The organism is Micromonospora chaiyaphumensis (assembly GCF_900091435.1).
Taxonomy (GTDB): Bacteria; Actinomycetota; Actinomycetes; order Mycobacteriales; family Micromonosporaceae; genus Micromonospora; species Micromonospora chaiyaphumensis.
Genome location: NZ_FMCS01000010.1, coordinates 282,383 through 299,873 on the forward strand (window position 1 = coordinate 282,383; position 17,491 = coordinate 299,873).

Consider the following 17,491-nt stretch of genomic DNA (forward strand, 5'->3'; position numbering starts at 1 on the left):
ATCACGGAGTGTAGACGTACGGGGTGGTCGTGGTGACCGCAACGAGACCGAGGCGCTCCAGGATGGGCCGGCTGTCCGGGGAGCAGTCCACCTGCACAAGGGTCTTGCCACGCTGCTCGGCCAGCCGCGCCCGGTACGCCACCAGCGCCCGGTAGATGCCCTTGCGCCGCCACTCCGGCAGGGTCGAGCCGCCCCAGAGCGTGGCGAAGCCGGTGCCGCTCAGGTAGCGCACCCAGCCCGCGCTGACCACGGTGTCGCCGGCCTCGGCCACCACGATCGTGATCGACTGCGGGTCCGCCTCGATCTCCTTGGCCAGCCCGGTCACCAGGTGGCTCCGGTCCTCGTTCCAGACCGCCTGTTCCATGGCGGCGATCCGCTCCAGGTCCTCGCGGCTGGTGACCTCGCGCAGGCGTACCCCCTCGGGCGGCGTCGGGACGGCGGCGGCCAGGGCCGCGACCGGGCCCACCACGACGGTCTCCAGGTCCTCCGGCACGAAGCCGGCGGCGCGCAGCCGGTCGCCCAGGTCGGCCGGCTCGTCGTGCCCGTTGAGCTTCCACTCGGCCCCCTCGCCCCGGGCGCGGAAGAACTCGACCTGCCGGGCGATCAGCGCGTCCAGCTCGGCGCCGGCCAACCCGTCCAGCGTCCGGTACGTGATGAAGCCACGGTGGTCCAGGCCGAGGATCCGGACCAGCGGGCCGTCCCGGTCGACGGTCACCCCGGCCGGCAGCGGGTCCGGGATCTCCGGGCGGATCTGGGTGTCGTAGGCGTCGCGCAGGGTCCGCGCGTCAAGATCGGTCATCCCTTCAGGCTAGGCACCGGGCAAAGCGGATAATCGACAGCGTGTGGGAGGCGATCAGGCGCTGGTTCGACCCGCGCGAGCTGCGGTCGGTCGGCAGCACGCCGGACTACCGCTTCTCGCTGGCCAACGAGCGCACCTTCCTGGCCTGGCTGCGCACCGGGCTGGCGCTGATCGCCGGCGGGCTGGCCGCGGCGCAGTTCCTCCCCCGCCTCCCCCTGGCCCACCTGCGCGAGGTGATCGCCGTCGCGCTCCTGCTGCTCGGCGCCACGGTCGCGGTCCGGGCCGTGGACCACTGGGCGCGCACCGAGCGGGCCATCCGGCTGGGCGAGGAACTGCCGGCGTCCCGCTTCCCGGCCGTCCTGGCCCTGGTGGTCGCGGCCGGCGCGCTGCTGCTCGTGGTCGCCGTGCTGGCCCGGGGCCTCGGGTGAGCCGGGACCCCGGGCTGCAACCGGAACGCACGCGGCTGGCCTGGCGGCGGACGCTGCTCGCGGTCACCGCGATCCTGCTGCTGGAACTCCGGCTGGCGTTCACGGGGCGCACGTTCGACGCGGTGCTGGCCGGATTCGCGGTGGTCGCCTGGCTGGGCGTCCTGGTGGTCGACTGGCGCCGGGCGACCGGCAGCGGGCCGCGGCGCGTGGGACGCTGGTCGATCCCGCTCACCGCTCTGGCCGCGGCCGGGCTGGCGCTGCTGGGCGTCCTGCACGTGGTGCGCGGGCTGCGCTGAGCGTCCGCCGTGGGCCATGATGTCCGGCATGGTTCGCCTCTACGGCCTGCTCTTCCTGGCCCAGCTCGTGCTCGCCGTCTGCGCCCTGATCAGCTGCCTCTCCGCCGAGGAGGGCGAGATCCGCGCGCTGCCCCGGATCGCCTGGGTGCTGATCATCCTGTTCTTCCCGCTCGTCGGTTCGATCGCCTGGTTCGTCGCCGGCCGGGAGGCCGGCGCCCGGCGCACGCGCACCGCCTGGCCGATGGGCAACGGCTTCTCCGAGGAGCAGCGCCGCCGGCCGGTCGCGCCGGACGACGACCCCGAGTTCCTCTCCTCACTCGCCGAGCGCTCCCGGGCCGAGGACCGGGAACGCCTCCGCCGCTGGGAGGACGACCTGCACCGGCGTGAGGAGGAACTGCGCCGCGGGCAGGACGACCGGGACCGGCCCGAGGTCTGAGCGCCGGCGCCGAGCGCCGGCCGGGCAGAATCGACGCCGTGCGGATCAGCCTGCTCGGCCCGTTGGAGCTGCACGCCGACACCGGCACGCCGGTGGAGGTGGGCGGTGCCCGGCTGCGCCGGCTGCTGATCCTGCTGGCCCTGGAGCCGGGCCGCACGGTCACCGTCGGCCGGCTCGGCGACGCGCTCTGGGCGGGCGAGCCGCCGGCCGGAGCCGCGAACGCGCTCCAGGCCCTGGTCTCCCGGCTCCGCCGGTCCGGGCTGCCGGTCGAGGCGCAGCCCGGCGGCTACCGGCTGGCCGTCGCACCGGACGACGTGGACGTGCACCGGTTCGAGGCCGCCGTCCGGGCCGGCCGCGCCCGGCTCGCCGACGACCCGGCCGAGGGCTGCCGCCGGCTGGCCGAGGCGCTGGCGCTCTGGCGCGGCCCGGCCCTGGCCGACGTGGCCGACGCCGAGTTCGCCCGGGCGCCGGTGGCCCGGCTCGCCGAGCTGCGGCTGGCCGCCACGGAGGACCTGGCCGAGGCACGGCTGGCGCGGTCGGCGCCGGACGCCCTGCTGCCGCAGCTACGCGAGCTGGTCGCCGCCCACCCGCTGCGGGAGCGGCTGGCGGGGCTGCTGATCCGGGCGCTGCACCGGGCCGGCCACCCGGCCGAGGCCCTCGCCGAGTACGAGCGGCTCCGCGCCACCCTTGCCGACACGCTCGGCACCGACCCCGGCCCCGAGCTGGCCGCCCTGCACCTGGAGATCCTGCGCGGCGAGCCGGCGGCCGCCCCGCTCCGCGGCGACCACCCCGCCCCGGCCGGCCCGGCCCGCGGGAACCTGCCCGCCACGCTCACCAGCTTCGTGGGGCGCGAGGAGGAGGTGGCCCGGGTCGCCGGGCTGCTCGACCGGTTCCGGCTGGCCACCCTCACCGGCCCCGGCGGGGCCGGCAAGACCCGGCTGGCGGTCGAGTCGGGCCGGGCGGTGGCCGGCCGCTTCCCGGACGGGGTGTGGCTGGTGCCGCTCGCCCCGGTAACCGACCCCGCCGAGGTGCCGCAGGCCGCCCTCGCCGCGCTCGGCCTGCGCGAGCAGGCGCTGCTCGCCCGGGCCGGGCGGGCCGCCGCCGAGCCGGCCGACCCGGTCGGGCGCCTCGTCGACGCGCTCGCCGGGCGTACCGTCCTGCTGCTGCTGGACAACTGCGAGCACCTGCTCGACGCGGCGGCCGACCTCACCGAACGGCTGCTCACCGCCTGCCCCGGGCTGCGGGTGCTGGCCACCAGCCGGGAGCCGCTGGGCATCACCGGGGAGACGCTGCGGCCGGTGGAGTCGCTGGCCCTGCCCCCGGCCGACGCGGACCCGGGGACCGCGCTGGCGTACCCGGCGGTGCGGCTCTTCGCCGACCGGGCCGGCGCGGTGCGCCCGGACTTCGCCGTGGACGCGGCCACGGTGGGCCCGGTGGTGCGCATCTGCCGCGCGCTGGACGGCATGCCGCTGGCCATCGAGCTGGCCGCCGCCCGGCTGCGCACGATGACCGCGGCGCAGGTGGACACCCGGCTGGACGACCGGTTCCGGCTGCTCACCGGCGGCAGCCGGACGGCCCTCCCCCGGCACCAGACGCTGCGCGCCGTGGTCGACTGGAGCTGGGACCTGCTCGGCGACGGGGAGCGCGCGCTGTGGCGGCGGCTGGCCGTGTTCGCCGGCGGCGCCACCCTGGAGGCGGTCGAGCGGGTCTGCGCCGTCGTACGACCGCTCCAGCTCGACGCGTCTGCCGCCGCGCCACGACCTGGAGCGGTCCCGGACGTCGTCGACGAGGTCTCCGCGCTGGTGGACAAGTCGCTGGTGGTGGCGGGCGGCACGGGCGAGCCGCGCTACCGGATGCTGGAGACCATCCGGGAGTACGGCCTGGACCGGCTGGCCGAGGCCGGCGAGACGGACCGGGTCCGGCGGGCGCACGCCGCGGAGTACCTGGCCCTGGCCGAGGCGGCCGAGCCGGAGCTGCGCGGCGCGGCACAGCTGGACTGGCTGCGCCGGCTCTCGGCCGACCACGACAACCTGCACGCCGGCCTCCGGTACGCGATCGCCGCCGGCGACGCCCCCACCGCCGTCCGGTACGCCGCGGCGCTCGGCTGGTACTGGTGGCTGACCGGCCAGCGCGCCGAGGGCGCCGACCTGGCCGGCCAGGTGCTCGCGCTGCCCGGGGTGGCCGACGCGCCGCCCGCCGCCACCGCGCTCGCGCTCGCCACCGCCGCGCTGAACCTGACCGCCACCCACGCCGACAACGTCACGGTCAGCCGCGAGTGGCTGGACCGCGCCGCGGAGCTGGCCCGGGGACGCGAGCACGAACACCCGCTGCTGCGCCTGGCCGGGCCGATCGCGGCGGCGTTCGACGCGCACTTCCAGCCGCCGTCCGCGGCCGCCATGGTGGCCCTGTTCGACGACCCGGATCCGTGGGTGGCCGGGATCGCCCGGCTGATCCGGGCGCACGCCCTGCTCAACGCCGGCCTGCCCGACGCCGACGCGGAGGCGGATCTGCGCGCCGGGCTGGCGCACTACCGCCGGGTCGGCGACCGGTGGGGCATGTCGTTCAGCCTCACCTCGCTGGCCGACCTGCTGGACCGGCGGGGCGAGGCGGCCCAGGCCACCGCGTACCACGAGGAGGCCATGACCTACTTCGAGGAGCTGGGCGTCCGCGAGGACGTGCCGGAGATGCGGCTGCGGCTGGCGCACAACCTGTGGCGGCGCGGCGACCGCGACCGGGCGTGGGCGGAGCTGGACCGGGCGGTGCACGAGGCCGAGGTCTCCGGGTCGGACGAGACCCGCGCGGCGCTCGCGTGCGGCAAGGCGGAGTTGCTGCGCGCCGAGGGCGACCGTGCCGGGGCGCGGGCCTGCCTCACCGAGAGCGCCCGGCTGCTCGGCGACCGTTCGATCGCCCCGCAGTGGCGGGCGCTCAACGCCTCCACCCTGGCCGTGCTGGACGCCGACGACGGCGAGCTGGTCTCCGCCCGCACCCGGCACGACCAGGCCCTGAAGCTGGCCGTCGGGTCGCAGGACGCCCCTGTGGTCGCGGCCGTGCTGGTCGGCTACGCCGACCTGGCGCTGCGGCTCGACCGCCCGGCCGCCGCCGCACGGCTGCTCGGTGCGGCGACCGGGATCCGGGGCGGCCCCGACCACACGGTGCTCGACCGTGCCCGGGTGGAGGCGGCCGCCCGCGACGCGCTCGGCGAGGCGGGCTTCGCCGAGGCGTACGCGGGCGGGCAGGCCTACCGCTGGGACACGGCCGCCGAGGCCGTGGCCGTCACACTCGACGCCTGAGCGCCCGCACCGACAGCGGGGCGAACACCAGCAGGATCCCGGCGGCCCAGAGCAGCGACTGCGCGACCGGCCCGGCCACCGGCCCGCCGACCAGCAGCCCACGCAGCGCGTCGGCCAGGATCGTCACGGGGTTGACCTCCACCCAGTGCTGCAACCAGCTCGGCATCTGGTCGGTCGGCACGAAGACGTTGCTCGTGAAGGTCAGCGGGAAGATCACCGTGAAGCCGAAGATCTGCACCTTGTCCGGCTCGCTGACCAGCACCCCGACCAGCACCGAGATCCAGGACGCGGCCAGCGAGAAGACGAGCAGCAGGACCAGTGCGCCCAGCAGCCCGGCCACGCCGTTGCCGAGCCGGAACCCGAGGATCATGCCGATGCCGAGCAGCAGCGCCAGGGACCAGGCCTGCTTGACCGTGTCGGCGACGATCCGGCCGGCCAGCGGCGCCCACCGCGCCACCGGCAGCGCGCGGAGCCGGTCGAAGACGCCCTTGGTCAGGTCCTGGTTGAGGCCGAACCCGGTGGTCATGGTGGCGAAGAGGGCGGTCTGCACGATGATGCCGGGCAGCGCGAACTTCAGGTACGTCCCGGGCGAGCCGGAGATCGCCGTGCCGAAGACGTACGTGAACAGCAGCACGAACATGACCGGCTGGACGCTCAGGTCGAGCAGCTCCATGGGGTTGTGCTTGATCTGCACGAGGCTGCGCCAGGCCAGGGTGAGGGTGTGCCGCAGGCCGGCGAGAACTCCCGGCCGGCGGGCCGGCCCGACCGGGGACGCGGTGGCGGTGAGGGTGGTCATGCCGGGCTCCCTTCCAGGGTGGGGGTGGCCTCCTCGGCCCGGTGGCCGGTGAGGGAGAGGAAGACCTCGTCGAGGCTGGAGCCCCGCAGGGCCAGCTCGGCCACGCGTACCCCGGCGTCGTCGAGGCGGCGGACGACCGCGGGCAGCACCTCCGGGTCGCTGACGCCGACGGTGACGGTCTGGTGGGCCACCTCCGGGGTGGCCCGGGCCACCTCGCCGGTGACGGCGAGCACCGTGGGCAGGTCGGCCGCGTCCACCGGCCGGACGGCGAGCACCTGCCCGCCCACCTTCGCCTTCAGCTCCTCCGGGGTGCCCTGGGCGATCACCCGGCCGTGGTCGACCACCGCGATCTCGCCGGCGAGCTGGTCGGCCTCCTCCAGGTACTGGGTGGTGAGCAGCACGGTCACCCCGTCGGCGACGAGGGTGCGCACGATGTCCCACAGCTCGTTGCGGCTGCGCGGGTCGAGGCCCGTGGTGGGCTCGTCGAGGAAGAGCACCTGCGGGCGGCCGACCAGGCTGGCAGCCAGGTCGAGCCGGCGGCGCATGCCGCCGGAGTAGGTCTTGGCCGCCCGCTCGGCGGCGTCGCTGAGCTGGAAGTCGGCCAGCAGCGCCCGGGCGCGGGCCCGGGCGTCGGCCCGGGACAGGCCGAGCAGCCGGCCGATGAGCAGCAGGTTCTCGGTGCCGGTCAGGTTCTCGTCCACCGAGGCGTACTGACCGGTGAGGCCGATCAGCTGGCGCACCCGGTGGGCGTCGCGGCGGACGTCGTAGCCGCCCACGGTGGCGTGCCCCTCGTCGGCGGCGAGCAGGGTGGCCAGCACCCGGACCGCGGTGGTCTTGCCCGCCCCGTTCGGCCCGAGCAGCCCGAACACCGTCCCCGTGGGGACGGCCAGGTCCACCCCGGCCAGCGCGGTGGTGGCGCCGAAGCGGCGCACCAGACCCTCCGCGCGGATCGCGTACGTCATCGGAACTCCCGTCGTTCTCGCTGGTCACCCCACCTTGAGCGACGGCGCTGACGGTACGGCGACAACCGCTGACAGACCGCTGATTTTCGCCTCCGGGCAGAACGCCGCGACCGCCGTCGCCGGTCACCCGGGCAACGGCGGTCGCGGCGTCGGAGTCAGGCCAGGTTCGACGAGCGGGGGTACGCGTCGGACGGGTCGGTGAGCACGTTGACCAGGTACGGCACGCCGGCGTCGAAGGCGCGCGCCAGGGCGGGGCCGAGGTCGGCGGCCTTCTCCACCGTCTCGCCGGCGCCGCCGAGCGCCTCAACCACCTTGTCGTAGCGCAGGCCGGGCTGGAGGTCGGCGGCCACGTCGTAGCCGTACATGGCCCGCATGGGGTGCTTCTCCAGGCCCCAGATGCCGTTGTTGCCGACCACGATCACCACCGGGAGCCGCTGGCGCGCCAGGGACTCCACGTCCATGAGCGAGAAGCCGGCCGCCCCGTCGCCCATGAGCACGCAGATCTGCCGGTCGGGGTGGCTGACCCGGGCACCCATGGCGTAGCCCATCCCGGTGCCCAGGCACCCGTACGGGCCGGGGTCGAGCCAGCTGCCGGGCTGCGCGGGCTCCAGGTACTTCCCGGCGTACGAGACGAAGTCGCCGCCGTCGCCGATCGTGATGGCGTCGGGGGCGAGCACCTTGCGCAGCTCGCCGTAGACCCGGGCCGGGCGGATCGGGTCGGTCTCGGCGGCCATCTCCTCCGCGTCGCGCGCCTTCGCGGCGTCCTCGGCGGTGCGCAGCTGGGCGATCCAGTCGGCGTGGTCGGCCCGGTCACCGGGGTGCCCGGCGAACGCCGTGAGGATCAGCCGCAGGTCACCGGCGGGGCTGGCGGCCGGCTCGACGTGCCCGGCCCGCTGGCTGGGCGCGTCCACGACGTGCACCACCCGCGCGTCACCGAAGTCGCCGAAGGCCAGCCGGAAGTCGAGCGGCGTGCCGACCACCACGACCACGTCGGCGCCCTTGAGGGCGACCCGGCGGGCCTTGGCGAAGGCGAGCGGGTGCTCCGGCGGCAGCGCGCCCCGGCCCATGCCGTTGGTGAAGACGGGCACCTGGAGGGACTCGGCGGCGGCGCGCAGCGCCTCGACGGCGTCGCCCGCGTACACGTCGGAGCCGGCGATGATCACCGGCCGGGACGCGCCGGCGATCAGGGCGGCGGCTTTCGCCACCTCGTCCGGGTCGGCCTCGATCGGGGCGGGCGGGGTGACCGCGGGCAGGTCGGCGTCGCCGACCGAGAAGACCGCCTCCAGGGGGAAGTCGAGGAAGGCCGGGCCGCGGTGCGGGGTGAGCGCGGCGGTGAGGGCCGCGGTGACGGCACGGGGGACGTCGTCGGCGCTGAACACCGTCTCGGCGTGCTTGGTGACCGGGGCGACCAGCGGCAGGTGGTCCATCTCCTGGAGGCTGCCGGAGCCCCAGCGGAACTGCGGGGCCCGGCCGCCGAGCACCAGGACCGGCGAGGCGTTGAAGAAGGCGCTGGTCAGGCCGGAGACGCCGTTGGTGACGCCGGGGCCGGCGGTGAGCACGGCCAGGCCGGGGCGGCGCTGGAGCTTCGCCACCGCCTCGGCCGCGAAGACGGCGGACTGCTCGTGCCGGACGTCGTAGATGGGAAAGCCGGTCCGGTGCGCGGCGTCGTAGAGCGGGAAGACGTGCCCGCCGGAAAGGGTGAACATCTCCCGTACGCCGTGCGCGCGCAGCGCCGCGAGCGCCAGCTCGCCGCCGTGCCCCTCGACCCGTTCCGTCATCGCCACTCCCCTTCGTCATGACCGGAGTCACACGCTACTGGCCGGTAAGCGGGATGTGAACCGTTCTCGGGTCGGCGGCGGACGGGCCGCCGACCCGGACCGGCGGATCAGCGGCCGGTGAAGCCCGGCTTGCGCTTCTCGACGAACGCGGCCATGCCCTCGCGCCGGTCGTCCGTGGCGAACAGCGCCGCGAAGAGCTGGCTCTCCCAGGCCAGGCCGGAGTTGAGGTCCATGTCCAGGCCGCCGTCGACGGCGAGCTTGGCCGCCCGCAGCGCCTGCACCGGTCCGGTCAGGTAGGGCTTCACGTAGGCGACGGCGGCCTCGTAGACCTCGGCCGCCGGGACCACCCTGTCGGCCAGGCCGATCCGCAGCGCCTCCTCGGCGTCGACCATCCGGCCCGTCATGATGAGGTCCTTGGCGCGGGCCGGACCGACCAGGCGGGCCAGCCGCTGGGTGCCTCCGGCGCCCGGGATGATGCCGAGCTTGATCTCCGGCTGGCCGAGCTTGGCGTCCTCGGCGACGATCCGCCAGTCGCAGGCCAGGGCCAGCTCACAGCCGCCGCCGAGGGCGTACCCGGTGATCGCGGCGACCACCGGCTTGGGGATCCGGGCGATCGCGCCCAGGGCGCTGGACAGGTCGGCGGCCCGGTCGGCCATGTCCACGTAGGACATGTCGGCCATCTCCTTGATGTCCGCGCCCGCCGCGAAGACCTTCTCCCCGCCGTACACGATGACCGCGCGGACCTCGGCGTCGGTGGTGGCCGCCGCGGCGGCGGCGCGCAACTCCTCCTGCACCTGGGTGTTGAGCGCGTTCATCGGCGGCCGCTCCAGCCGGATGGTGCCGATGCCGTCCTTCACTTCCAGCCTGACGAACTCGCCCACGCTGCCCTCACTTCCTCGTCGAAGTCGCGTGCCAACCTTACGACCAGGGTCGTTGGGGTAGACAGTGTGGTATCGACGACTCCAGGTCGCGCCGGGAGTGAGGCCATGATCACCTACTACGACGACCGCTCGGTCCAGGTCACCTCCACCGCCGTCCGGGTGGACGGGCGCAGCTATCCCCTCGCCGAGCTCGGCATGGTGTGGCACCGCCGGGGCAACCGCTCCTGGCGGGTGCTCGCCGGCCGGGGCGCGATCGGGGCCGCCCTCGCCGGCCCGCTGGTGGCCGCCGTGCTCGGCATCGGCCTGGCGGTCTGGCTGCACCGCTCCGCCGTGGTCACGATCGCCATCGTCGGGGCGTCCGTGCTGGTCGGCCTCGGCATCGGTCCGCTCGCCGACGTGCTCTTCGAACACCTCGACCGCTCCTACGCCCGGGGCAGCCGGGAGCTGGAGATGTGGGCGCGCTGGCGGGGCCGGCCGGTGCGGCTGCTGCACACCGGCGACGCGCTGCGGTTCGGCCAGATCTACCGGGCGGTGCAGCGGGCCATGGAGGGCAACCAGCCGGCGCGGCGTCAGAACGCGATCGGCACGTCGGGCAGCAGCCCGAGGCCGCGCAGCAGGCCGTAGGTGTCCTGCTCGCCCCAGAACTGGACGATGCGGCCGCCGGCCAGCCGGTACATCTTGCAGGCGCTCTGCACCGTCGTGGCACCGGTGGCGTCCCGCCGGTAGGTCTGCGCCATCGAGACCACCACCCGGTCCTCCGCCGCGAAGATCTCCAGGATCTGCTGGTCGAGCACGGTCAACCCGGGCGAGGAGACGGCCGCCTCCGGATAGCTCCGGCCGCGCACCGCAGCGCCCGAGCCGTAGATCTCCACGTCCTCGGCGACCACCTCGGCCAGCTCGGCCAGGTCCTTGGTGACGAAGGTCCGCAGATACCGCCGGACCACCTCGACGTTGCGCTCCTGCTCGGTGCGGGCCGCGCCGCCCCCGTCCCGGTCCACCATGCCCGGAGGCTAACCCGCCGGCCCGCGCCCTCGCACCGCCCACACTGGACTCCGGGTGGTTAGGCTGAATGATGACCCTCTATTACCGGGACGACGCGGTACAGGTCACCTCCCAGGCCATCCACGCCGGCGGGCACGTCGTCGCGCTCGCCGACGTCACGTACGTCTGGCACGCCCGTGGCGCGACCACCCTGGCGGTCCGGGGCCGGGTCCTGGGGCGCGGCGTGCTGGTCCTGCTGCTGTCGCTGCCGCCGCTCGTCGCGCTGGTCTGCGTGCTCTCGCTGGCCTGGGCCGCGCAGGACCGGGGCGACTGGAAGCTCGCGCTGGTCATCCTGGCCGCGTTCGTGGTGGTCGGGCTGGCCCTCACCCCGTTCCTGGAGGTGCCGCTCGGCTGGCTGGACCGCTCCTACGAGCGGGGCAACCGGGTGCACGAGCTGTGGGTGCAGCACCACGGGCGGGAGGTGCTGCTGCTGCGCACGCCCGACGCGCTCCGGTTCGGGCAGATCTACCGGGCCGTCCAGCGGGCCGTCGAGCAGCAGGGCGACCGCCGCTGACGGCCGGGATGTGACAGTGGCCGCGCCGCCGCCACCGGGCGGCGTTGGCCGGTGGGACGCACACTGGGTGGCATGGCGATTCCCCTCCCCCGTCCCGGCGCCGTCGTCGGGCTCACCCGTTCCGCCCTGGACCAGGCGTTCGGCTCGGCCGCCGCGTTCGCCGCCGTGCCGGCCCGCGCCTTCGCGGTGCTCGACGAGGTGGAGACGCTGCTGCGCCGGATCAACGGGGTGGTCGACCGGATCGAGGGCACCCTGGACCGCACCGACCGGGTGCTCGACGACGCTGAGGCGGCGGTCCGGGAGGTCGGCGTGATCAGCGCCGCCGCCACCGAGGCGATCGAGACCGCCACCGGCGTCGCCACGGCCGCCGCCGCCGTGGTGGGCGAGGCCGACCGGGTGGCCCGGGCGGCCGGCGCTCTGGTCGTCGAGGCCGATGCCGTGGCCGCCCGGGCCGCCGGCACGGTGGTCGCCGCCGAGGAGGCGGCCGGCACCGCGGCGGAGCTGCTGGGGGCGTACGAGCCGGCGCTGCGCCGGGCCGCGCCCATGGCGACCCGGTTCGTCGAGCAGCTCAGCCCGGAGGAGGTGACCGCGGCGATCCGGCTGGTCGACGAGCTGCCGAAGCTGAAGGAGCACCTGACCTCGGACGTGCTGCCGATCCTGGCCACCCTGGACCGGGTGGGTCCGGACCTGCACGACCTGCTGGCGGTCACCCGGGACCTCAAGCTGGCGGTGGCCGGCATCCCCGGGCTCGGCATGCTGCGCCGCCGGGGCGAGCGCCTCACCGACGAGCCGGTCGACTGACCCGGTCAGCAGTCGCAGGCGACCGCCGACCGGGGCGCGGTCAGCTCGTCGGCCCGGCGGCGCACCGTGCCGGTCGGGGTGACCACCGGCAGCCCCTCCCGCGCCCAGTACTCGAAGCCGCCGAGCATCTCCTTCACCGGCCGGCCGAGCCGGGCGAACTCCAGCGCCGCCCGGGTGGCGCCGTTGCAGCCCGGCCCCCAGCAGTACGTCACGACCGTCGACCCGGCCGGCACCAGGTCGGCGGCCCGGGCGGCGATCTCGGCGGTGGGCAGGTGCAGGGCACCCGGCAGGTGGCCCTGCTCCCAGGCGGCGTCGCCACGGGAGTCGACCACGACCAGCCCGGGCGTGCCCGCCTCCAGCGCGGCGTGCACGTCGCTGACGTCGGTCTCGAAGCTGAGTCGGGCGCGGAAGTGGGCGGCGGCGGTGGCCGGGTCGGCCGGCGGCACGGAGAAGGTCATGCCCCGATCCTGCGGCCCGTCGCGCCGCCGCCGGGAGTGGCGTGATCGCCGTCCTTCGCTAACATCCCGCCATGACCTCCGTCGACCGGACCGTGGCGGTGCTCGCGTACCCGGGGATGTCGGTCTTCGAGACCGGCATCGTGACCGAGGTGTTCGGGCTGCCCCGGCCCGAGCTGGAGGTCGACTGGTACCGGCTCACCGTCTGCGCGGAGCGCCCCGGCCCGGTGCCGGTCGTCGGCGGGGCCGCCCTGCACACCCCGTACGGCCTGGAGACCCTCGCCGCGGCGGGCACGGTGATCCTGCCCGGGGTGCCGGACGTGACCGTCGACCCCTCGCCCGAGCTGGTGGCCGCGCTGCGCCGCGCGCACCGCCGGGGCGCCCGGCTCATGTCCATCTGCTCGGGCGCCTTCGCGCTGGCCGGCGCCGGCCTGCTCGACGGCCGGCGGGCCACCACCCACTGGCGGTACGCGGACCTGCTGGCCCGCCGCCACCCGGCGGTGGCGGTCGACCCCGACGTGCTCTACCTGGACGACGGCGACATCCTCACCAGCGCCGGCAGCGCCGCCGGGCTGGACCTCTGCGTGCACGTGGTCCGGTGCGACTTCGGCGCGGCGGTCGCCAACGCGGTGGCCCGGCGGCTGGTCATCCCGCCGCATCGCGACGGCGGGCAGGCCCAGTTCATCGAGGCGCCGGTGAGTGTGGACCCGGACGACGACCGGATCGCCGCGAGCCTGGCCTGGGCGGTGCGCCACCTGGCCGAGCCGCTGACCGTGGCGGCGCTGGCCCGGCAGGCCCACCTGTCGACCCGCAGCTACCTGCGGCACTTCGCCCGGGCCACCGGGACCAGCCCGATCCGCTGGCTGATCGACCAGCGGGTGCGGGCCAGCCTGGCCCTGCTGGAGACGACCGACGCGCCGGTGGCCGAGATCGCCGGGGCGGTGGGCTTCGACAGCCCGGTCACCTACCGGCACCACTTCGGCCGGGCCATGCGCACCTCGCCGTCGGCCTACCGGCGGGCGTTCCGCGCCGGTGCCGCCTGAGGTCAGACCGGCCGGCTGAACAGCTCGTCGATCTCCACCCGGCGGGGCAGCGCCACCGAGGCGCCCAGCTTGCGGACGCAGGCCGCCCCGGCCGCCGCCGCCCAGTGCACCGCCTCGACCAGTTCGCGCCCCTCGCCCCACGCCACCGCCAGGGCTGCCGTGAAGGCGTCGCCGGCCGCGGTGGAGTCGACCACGTCGACCTTCACGGCGGGCACGTGCACCGCGGGCCGGTCGCGCTCGACGTACCAGGCGCCGTCGCCGCCGAGGGTGAGCACCGCCCGGGGCACCACCGCGAGCAGCGCCTCCGGCTCGTCCCGGCCCCGGCCGGTGAGCGCCCGCGCCTCGGTCTCGTTGACCACCAGCAGGTCGGTCGCGGCCAGCAGCTCCGCCGGCACCGGCCGGACGGGCGCCGCGTTGAGCACCACCCGGGTGCCGGCCGACCGGGCCGCCAGCGCCGCGGCGGTCACCGTCTCGACCGGCACCTCCAGCTGCGCGACCAGCACGTCCGCCTCGCGTACGGCGGCCAGCTCGTCCTCGGTGGGGCCGGTGAACGCCTCGTTGGCGCCGGGGGTGACCAGGATGGCGTGCTCCCCCGCGCCACCGACCATGACCAGGGCGACGCCGGACGAGCCGTACACGACCCGGAGGTGGCCGGTGTCGACGCCGGCCGCGGTGATCCGGGCCCGGAGGGTCACCCCGAAGGCGTCCGAGCCGATCGCGCCGAGGAAGACGCAGGACGCGCCGGCCCGCACGGCGGCGACGGCCTGGTTGGCGCCCTTGCCGCCGGGCAGCATGACGAAGTCGTCGCCGAGCACGGTCTCCCCCGGCCGGGGCAGCGCGGCGGCGGTGCCGACCAGGTCCATGTTGGCGCTGCCCACCACGGCGATCCGGGTCTGCTGCACGGCGTAGCCTCCGTCGGGCTCAGGCGGCGCGGGCGGTCCAGCGCTCGCCGGCCCGCGCGACGACCAGCGGCAGGCCGAACGTCTTCGACAGGTTGTCGGCCGTGAGCGTCTCGGCGAGCAGGCCCTGCGCCACTACGCCCCCCTCGCGCAGCAGCAGCGCATGGGTGAAGCCGGGCGGGATCTCCTCCACGTGGTGGGTCACCAGCACCATGGCGGGGGCGTCCGGGTCGTACGCCAGCTCGGCGAGGCGGCCCACCAGGTCCTCGCGGCCGCCCAGGTCCAGCCCGGCCGCGGGCTCGTCGAGCAGCAGCAGCTCCGGGTCGGTCATCAGGGCGCGGGCGATCTGCACCCGCTTGCGCTCGCCCTCGGAGAGCGTGCCGAACGTGCGCTCGGCGAGGTGCGCGATGCCGAGCTGGCCGAGCAGCGCCCGGGCGCGCGCCTCGTCGGTGCGGTCGTAGCTCTCCCGCCAGCGCCCCACCACCGACCAGGCCGCGGTCACCACGACGTCGGTGACCCGCTCGTCGGTGGGGATCCGCTCGGCGAGCGTGGCGGTGGAGAGACCGATCCGGGTCCGCAGCTCGTTGACGTCGGTGCGGCCGATCCGCTCGCCGAGCACGTGGGCCGTGCCCGTGGTCGGGTGCAGCCGGCCGGCGGCCAGGTTGAGCAGGGTCGTCTTGCCGGCGCCGTTGGGGCCGAGCACCACCCAGCGTTCGTCCAGCTCGACCCGCCAGTCGACGTCCTGCAGGAGCGCGTTGCCGGAGCGCCGGACGCCGACACCGTCGAGGCTGACCACCAGATCCGCGTCCACGGGTGCGGGGGCGGGGGCGCCGGCGGCGCCGGGGATCAGGTCACCAGTCACCGGTCCATCCAACCACGCAGCCGGCCTGGTGCCCCCCACGGGCGTCGTCGTCGCCATAGGGTGGGGCGCCGTGTCGTTGGTCACCACTCCGGGAGGACGCCTCATGCCCGACCGCTGCCGGGAGGCGTGCGGATGAGCGCGGTCATCGAGATCGCCGGTCTCCGCAAGACGTTCCACACCCTGCGTCAGGGCCGCCGGATCGCCGTCGACGGGTTCGACCTGCTGGTCGAGGCCGGCCAGGTGCACGGCTTCCTCGGCCCGAACGGCTCGGGGAAGACGACCACGCTGCGCGCCCTGCTCGGGCTGGTCCGGGCCGACGCGGGCCGGATGCGGGTGCTCGGGGCCGAGTCCCCGGAGCGGCTGGCCGACGTGGCCGGGCGGGTCGGCGCGATCGTGGAGAGCCCGCAGTTCTTCGGCAACTTCACCGCCCACAAGACGCTGCGGCTGCTCGCCCTGGCCGGCGGCGTGCCCACCGCCCGGGTCGACGAGGTGCTGGAGCAGGTCGGCCTGCGGGACCGGGGCGACGAGCGGGTCAAGGGCTATTCGCTGGGCATGAAGCAGCGGCTGGCGGTCGCGTCGGCGCTGCTCAAGGACCCGCAGCTGCTGATCCTGGACGAGCCGGCGAACGGGCTGGACCCGGCCGGCATCCGGGAGATGCGCGACCTCACCCGGTCGCTCGCCGCGGCCGGGGTGACCGTGCTGCTCTCCAGCCACATCCTGGCCGAGATCCAGCTCATCTGCGACCACGTGACGATCATCAGCCGGGGCCGGCGGGTCGCGTACGGGCCGGTGGCGGAGGTGCTGGCCGGCTTCGACCAGCACCAGTGGCAGGTACGGGTGGCCGAACCCGAGCGGGCCGTGGAGCTGCTCGGCCGCGCCGGCCTGGCGGTCATCCCGTACCACGACCATCTCGTGGTGACCGGGGTCGTCGACCCCGAGCTGATCAGCCGCACCCTGGGCGAGCAGGGCCTCTGGGTCCGCGAGCTGACCCCGCTCCGGCCGGACCTGGAGAGCGTCTTCCTGGAGCTGACCGGTGACCATCCGCACCCGGCGCTGCCCCGTCAGGTGGACGGCGCACCGCCCAACGACGGAGTGATCGACCTGGACGTCCGGGAGAGCCGGGAGGTGGACGCGTGAACCTGGTCCGTGCCGAGCTGGAGCGGCTGGCCGCCCGCCGCTTCGTGCAGCTCATGGTGCTGCTGCTGGCGGTCGCGTTCGCGCTGACCGTGGCGACGACGCTGGCCGGCTCGCACCGCCCCACGCCGGTGGAGCTGAGCCGGGCCCAGACGCAGGCCGCCGACGAGGTGCGCAACCTGGAGCTGGCGCACGACCGCTGCCTGCGCATCAAGGCGGGCACCGTGACGCCGGACGAGAACGACTACCTGCCCCGGGACTGCGCGCAGATCGACCCGGCCCTCATGGACAAGCTGCCCAGCGCCTCCGACTACCTGAGCGGGGTGTTCGTCTTCGCCAACGAGGCGGAGCCGCTGCTCTACTTCCTGATCGCGTTCCTGGCCATGTTCGGGTTCCTGGTCGGCGCCTCCTACATCGGCGCCGACCTGAACTCGGGCGGCGTGGTCAACCTGCTGCTCTGGCGGCCGCGCCGGTTCGCGGTGCTGGGCGCCAAGCTGGGCACGCTGCTCGGCGGGCTGCTCGGGCTCTCCGCGCTGGCGTCGGTGGTCTACCTGGGGGTGTTCTGGCTGATCGGCGAGGCGTCCGGGCTGACCGGCCGGATCGGCGGCGCGTTCTGGTCGTCGCTCGCGGCCGTCTGGGTGCGCGGGCTGGTGCTGGTGCTGCTCGCCGCGGCGCTCGGCTTCGCCCTGGCCACGCTCGGCCGGCACACCTCGGCGGCGCTCGGCACGGTGGCCGCCTACCTGGTGGTGTGGGAGCTGGGCGCGCGGCTGGTGTTCCAGATCCTCTCGGTGACCCGCCCGGACCGGTTCATGCTCTCCAGCTACCTGGCCGCCTGGCTCAGCGGCGAGGCCCGGTTCTGGGACAACGACGCCTGCTCCGGCGACATCGCGGGCTTCTGCGACGGTTACTACTCGCTGGGCTGGGCGCCGGGCCTGGTGGTCCTGCTCGCCCTGACCGCCGCCCTGACGGTGGGAGCCTTCACGGCGTTCCGCCGTCGCGACCTGATCTGAGGGGCGCCGGTGCGGCCCGTGATCGCGGGCCGCACCGGCAACTCCTTGCAGAGTTCCATCACCTCG

At 75.4% G+C, this 17,491-nt stretch carries 19 protein-coding genes; 10 read left to right on the forward strand and 9 right to left on the reverse strand.

Annotation, left to right across the window (positions count from 1 at the left end):
* Position 1 precedes the first annotated feature (1 nt).
* On the reverse strand, positions 2-799 hold the full coding sequence (locus GA0070214_RS25430; protein WP_091268939.1) for a GNAT family N-acetyltransferase: 798 nt from the start codon (positions 797-799) through the stop codon (positions 2-4).
* 41 nt (positions 800-840) lie between these two features.
* Between GA0070214_RS25430 and GA0070214_RS25435 the strand changes: the two genes are divergently transcribed.
* The 4 genes from GA0070214_RS25435 to GA0070214_RS25450 are packed head-to-tail and all read left to right on the forward strand — an operon-like array spanning position 841 to position 5,249.
* On the forward strand, positions 841-1,227 hold the full coding sequence (locus GA0070214_RS25435) for a YidH family protein (RefSeq protein WP_091268941.1): 387 nt from the start codon (positions 841-843) through the stop codon (positions 1,225-1,227).
* On the forward strand, positions 1,224-1,523 hold the full coding sequence (locus GA0070214_RS25440; protein ID WP_091268943.1) for a DUF202 domain-containing protein: 300 nt from the start codon (positions 1,224-1,226) through the stop codon (positions 1,521-1,523). Before GA0070214_RS25435 ends, GA0070214_RS25440 begins: the two co-directional genes overlap by 4 nt.
* 28 nt (positions 1,524-1,551) lie before the next feature.
* Positions 1,552-1,959, forward strand: a complete 408-nt coding sequence (locus GA0070214_RS25445) for a PLD nuclease N-terminal domain-containing protein (RefSeq protein WP_091268945.1) — start codon at positions 1,552-1,554, stop codon at positions 1,957-1,959.
* 38 nt (positions 1,960-1,997) lie between these two features.
* Complete coding sequence (locus tag GA0070214_RS25450; RefSeq protein WP_091268948.1) at positions 1,998-5,249, forward strand: ATP-binding protein; 3,252 nt, start codon at positions 1,998-2,000, stop codon at positions 5,247-5,249.
* Here GA0070214_RS25450 and GA0070214_RS25455 read toward each other — a convergent pair.
* From GA0070214_RS25455 to GA0070214_RS25470, 4 genes are all read right to left on the reverse strand, one after another.
* The gene (locus GA0070214_RS25455) at positions 5,233-6,045 is read right to left on the reverse strand and encodes an ABC transporter permease (RefSeq protein WP_091268950.1); all 813 of its coding nucleotides are present in this window, start codon (positions 6,043-6,045) and stop codon (positions 5,233-5,235) included. The genes GA0070214_RS25450 and GA0070214_RS25455 overlap by 17 nt on opposite strands.
* Entirely contained in the window at positions 6,042-7,007 is a 966-nt protein-coding gene (locus GA0070214_RS25460) for an ATP-binding cassette domain-containing protein (RefSeq protein WP_091268952.1), read from the reverse strand. Before GA0070214_RS25460 ends, GA0070214_RS25455 begins: the two co-directional genes overlap by 4 nt.
* Before the next feature lie 155 nt (positions 7,008-7,162).
* Positions 7,163-8,785 carry an acetolactate synthase gene (locus GA0070214_RS25465; protein ID WP_091269047.1) on the reverse strand — a complete coding sequence of 541 codons (1,623 nt, stop codon included), beginning with the start codon at positions 8,783-8,785 and terminating at the stop codon, positions 7,163-7,165.
* Between the two features lie 107 nt (positions 8,786-8,892).
* Positions 8,893-9,666 carry an enoyl-CoA hydratase-related protein gene (locus tag GA0070214_RS25470; RefSeq protein ID WP_091268954.1) on the reverse strand — a complete coding sequence of 258 codons (774 nt, stop codon included), beginning with the start codon at positions 9,664-9,666 and terminating at the stop codon, positions 8,893-8,895.
* Between the two features lie 105 nt (positions 9,667-9,771).
* On the opposite strand from GA0070214_RS25470, the gene GA0070214_RS25475 reads away from it, so the two are divergent.
* The gene (locus tag GA0070214_RS25475; protein WP_091268956.1) at positions 9,772-10,290 is read left to right on the forward strand and encodes a DUF6232 family protein; all 519 of its coding nucleotides are present in this window, start codon (positions 9,772-9,774) and stop codon (positions 10,288-10,290) included.
* Here the strand turns inward: GA0070214_RS25475 and GA0070214_RS25480 are convergent.
* Positions 10,236-10,667, reverse strand: coding sequence for a nuclear transport factor 2 family protein (locus GA0070214_RS25480; RefSeq protein WP_091268958.1), 432 nt, complete (start codon positions 10,665-10,667; stop codon positions 10,236-10,238). The genes GA0070214_RS25475 and GA0070214_RS25480 overlap by 55 nt on opposite strands.
* A 71-nt stretch (positions 10,668-10,738) precedes the next feature.
* On the opposite strand from GA0070214_RS25480, the gene GA0070214_RS25485 reads away from it, so the two are divergent.
* Positions 10,739-11,221 (forward strand): DUF6232 family protein, encoded by a 483-nt coding sequence (locus GA0070214_RS25485; RefSeq protein ID WP_091269048.1) that lies wholly within the window; start codon positions 10,739-10,741, stop codon positions 11,219-11,221.
* 72 nt (positions 11,222-11,293) lie between these two features.
* Positions 11,294-12,022 carry a hypothetical protein gene (locus GA0070214_RS25490; protein WP_091268961.1) on the forward strand — a complete coding sequence of 243 codons (729 nt, stop codon included), beginning with the start codon at positions 11,294-11,296 and terminating at the stop codon, positions 12,020-12,022.
* Positions 12,023-12,027: 5 nt separating this feature from the next.
* On the opposite strand, the gene GA0070214_RS25495 is transcribed toward GA0070214_RS25490, so the two are convergent.
* Complete coding sequence (locus GA0070214_RS25495) at positions 12,028-12,480, reverse strand: rhodanese-like domain-containing protein (protein WP_091268963.1); 453 nt, start codon at positions 12,478-12,480, stop codon at positions 12,028-12,030.
* Between the two features lie 71 nt (positions 12,481-12,551).
* On the opposite strand from GA0070214_RS25495, the gene GA0070214_RS25500 reads away from it, so the two are divergent.
* Positions 12,552-13,520 carry a helix-turn-helix domain-containing protein gene (locus tag GA0070214_RS25500; protein WP_091268965.1) on the forward strand — a complete coding sequence of 323 codons (969 nt, stop codon included), beginning with the start codon at positions 12,552-12,554 and terminating at the stop codon, positions 13,518-13,520.
* 2 nt (positions 13,521-13,522) lie between these two features.
* Here GA0070214_RS25500 and GA0070214_RS25505 read toward each other — a convergent pair whose 3' ends face one another.
* Positions 13,523-14,422, reverse strand: coding sequence for a ribokinase (locus GA0070214_RS25505; RefSeq protein WP_091268968.1), 900 nt, complete (start codon positions 14,420-14,422; stop codon positions 13,523-13,525).
* Between the two features lie 19 nt (positions 14,423-14,441).
* Positions 14,442-15,338 (reverse strand): ABC transporter ATP-binding protein, encoded by an 897-nt coding sequence (locus tag GA0070214_RS25510; protein ID WP_208602893.1) that lies wholly within the window; start codon positions 15,336-15,338, stop codon positions 14,442-14,444.
* Between the two features lie 75 nt (positions 15,339-15,413).
* Between GA0070214_RS25510 and GA0070214_RS25515 the strand changes: the two genes are divergently transcribed.
* Entirely contained in the window at positions 15,414-16,418 is a 1,005-nt protein-coding gene (locus tag GA0070214_RS25515; protein WP_091268974.1) for an ATP-binding cassette domain-containing protein, read from the forward strand.
* A complete protein-coding gene (locus GA0070214_RS25520) occupies positions 16,415-17,425 on the forward strand; it encodes an ABC transporter permease subunit (protein ID WP_091268976.1) in 1,011 nt (336 codons plus the stop codon). The genes GA0070214_RS25515 and GA0070214_RS25520 overlap by 4 nt, the downstream gene beginning before the upstream one ends.
* The last annotated feature ends 66 nt before the right edge of the window (positions 17,426-17,491 follow it).

What these genes read in the sequence shown, in the direction of transcription:
- GA0070214_RS25430 (WP_091268939.1), bottom strand. Translation starts at nt 799, where the DNA reads ATGACCGATCTTGACGCGCGGACCCTGCGCGACGCCTACGACACCCAG.
- GA0070214_RS25445 (WP_091268945.1), top strand. Translation starts at nt 1,552, where the DNA reads ATGGTTCGCCTCTACGGCCTGCTCTTCCTGGCCCAGCTCGTGCTCGCC.
- GA0070214_RS25455 (WP_091268950.1), bottom strand. Translation starts at nt 6,045, where the DNA reads ATGACCACCCTCACCGCCACCGCGTCCCCGGTCGGGCCGGCCCGCCGG.
- GA0070214_RS25460 (WP_091268952.1), bottom strand. Translation starts at nt 7,007, where the DNA reads ATGACGTACGCGATCCGCGCGGAGGGTCTGGTGCGCCGCTTCGGCGCC.
- GA0070214_RS25465 (WP_091269047.1), bottom strand. Translation starts at nt 8,785, where the DNA reads ATGACGGAACGGGTCGAGGGGCACGGCGGCGAGCTGGCGCTCGCGGCG.
- GA0070214_RS25475 (WP_091268956.1), top strand. Translation starts at nt 9,772, where the DNA reads ATGATCACCTACTACGACGACCGCTCGGTCCAGGTCACCTCCACCGCC.
- GA0070214_RS25480 (WP_091268958.1), bottom strand. Translation starts at nt 10,667, where the DNA reads ATGGTGGACCGGGACGGGGGCGGCGCGGCCCGCACCGAGCAGGAGCGC.
- GA0070214_RS25485 (WP_091269048.1), top strand. Translation starts at nt 10,739, where the DNA reads ATGACCCTCTATTACCGGGACGACGCGGTACAGGTCACCTCCCAGGCC.
- GA0070214_RS25490 (WP_091268961.1), top strand. Translation starts at nt 11,294, where the DNA reads ATGGCGATTCCCCTCCCCCGTCCCGGCGCCGTCGTCGGGCTCACCCGT.
- GA0070214_RS25495 (WP_091268963.1), bottom strand. Translation starts at nt 12,480, where the DNA reads ATGACCTTCTCCGTGCCGCCGGCCGACCCGGCCACCGCCGCCGCCCAC.
- GA0070214_RS25500 (WP_091268965.1), top strand. Translation starts at nt 12,552, where the DNA reads ATGACCTCCGTCGACCGGACCGTGGCGGTGCTCGCGTACCCGGGGATG.
- GA0070214_RS25510 (WP_208602893.1), bottom strand. Translation starts at nt 15,338, where the DNA reads ATGGCGACGACGACGCCCGTGGGGGGCACCAGGCCGGCTGCGTGGTTG.
- GA0070214_RS25515 (WP_091268974.1), top strand. Translation starts at nt 15,414, where the DNA reads ATGAGCGCGGTCATCGAGATCGCCGGTCTCCGCAAGACGTTCCACACC.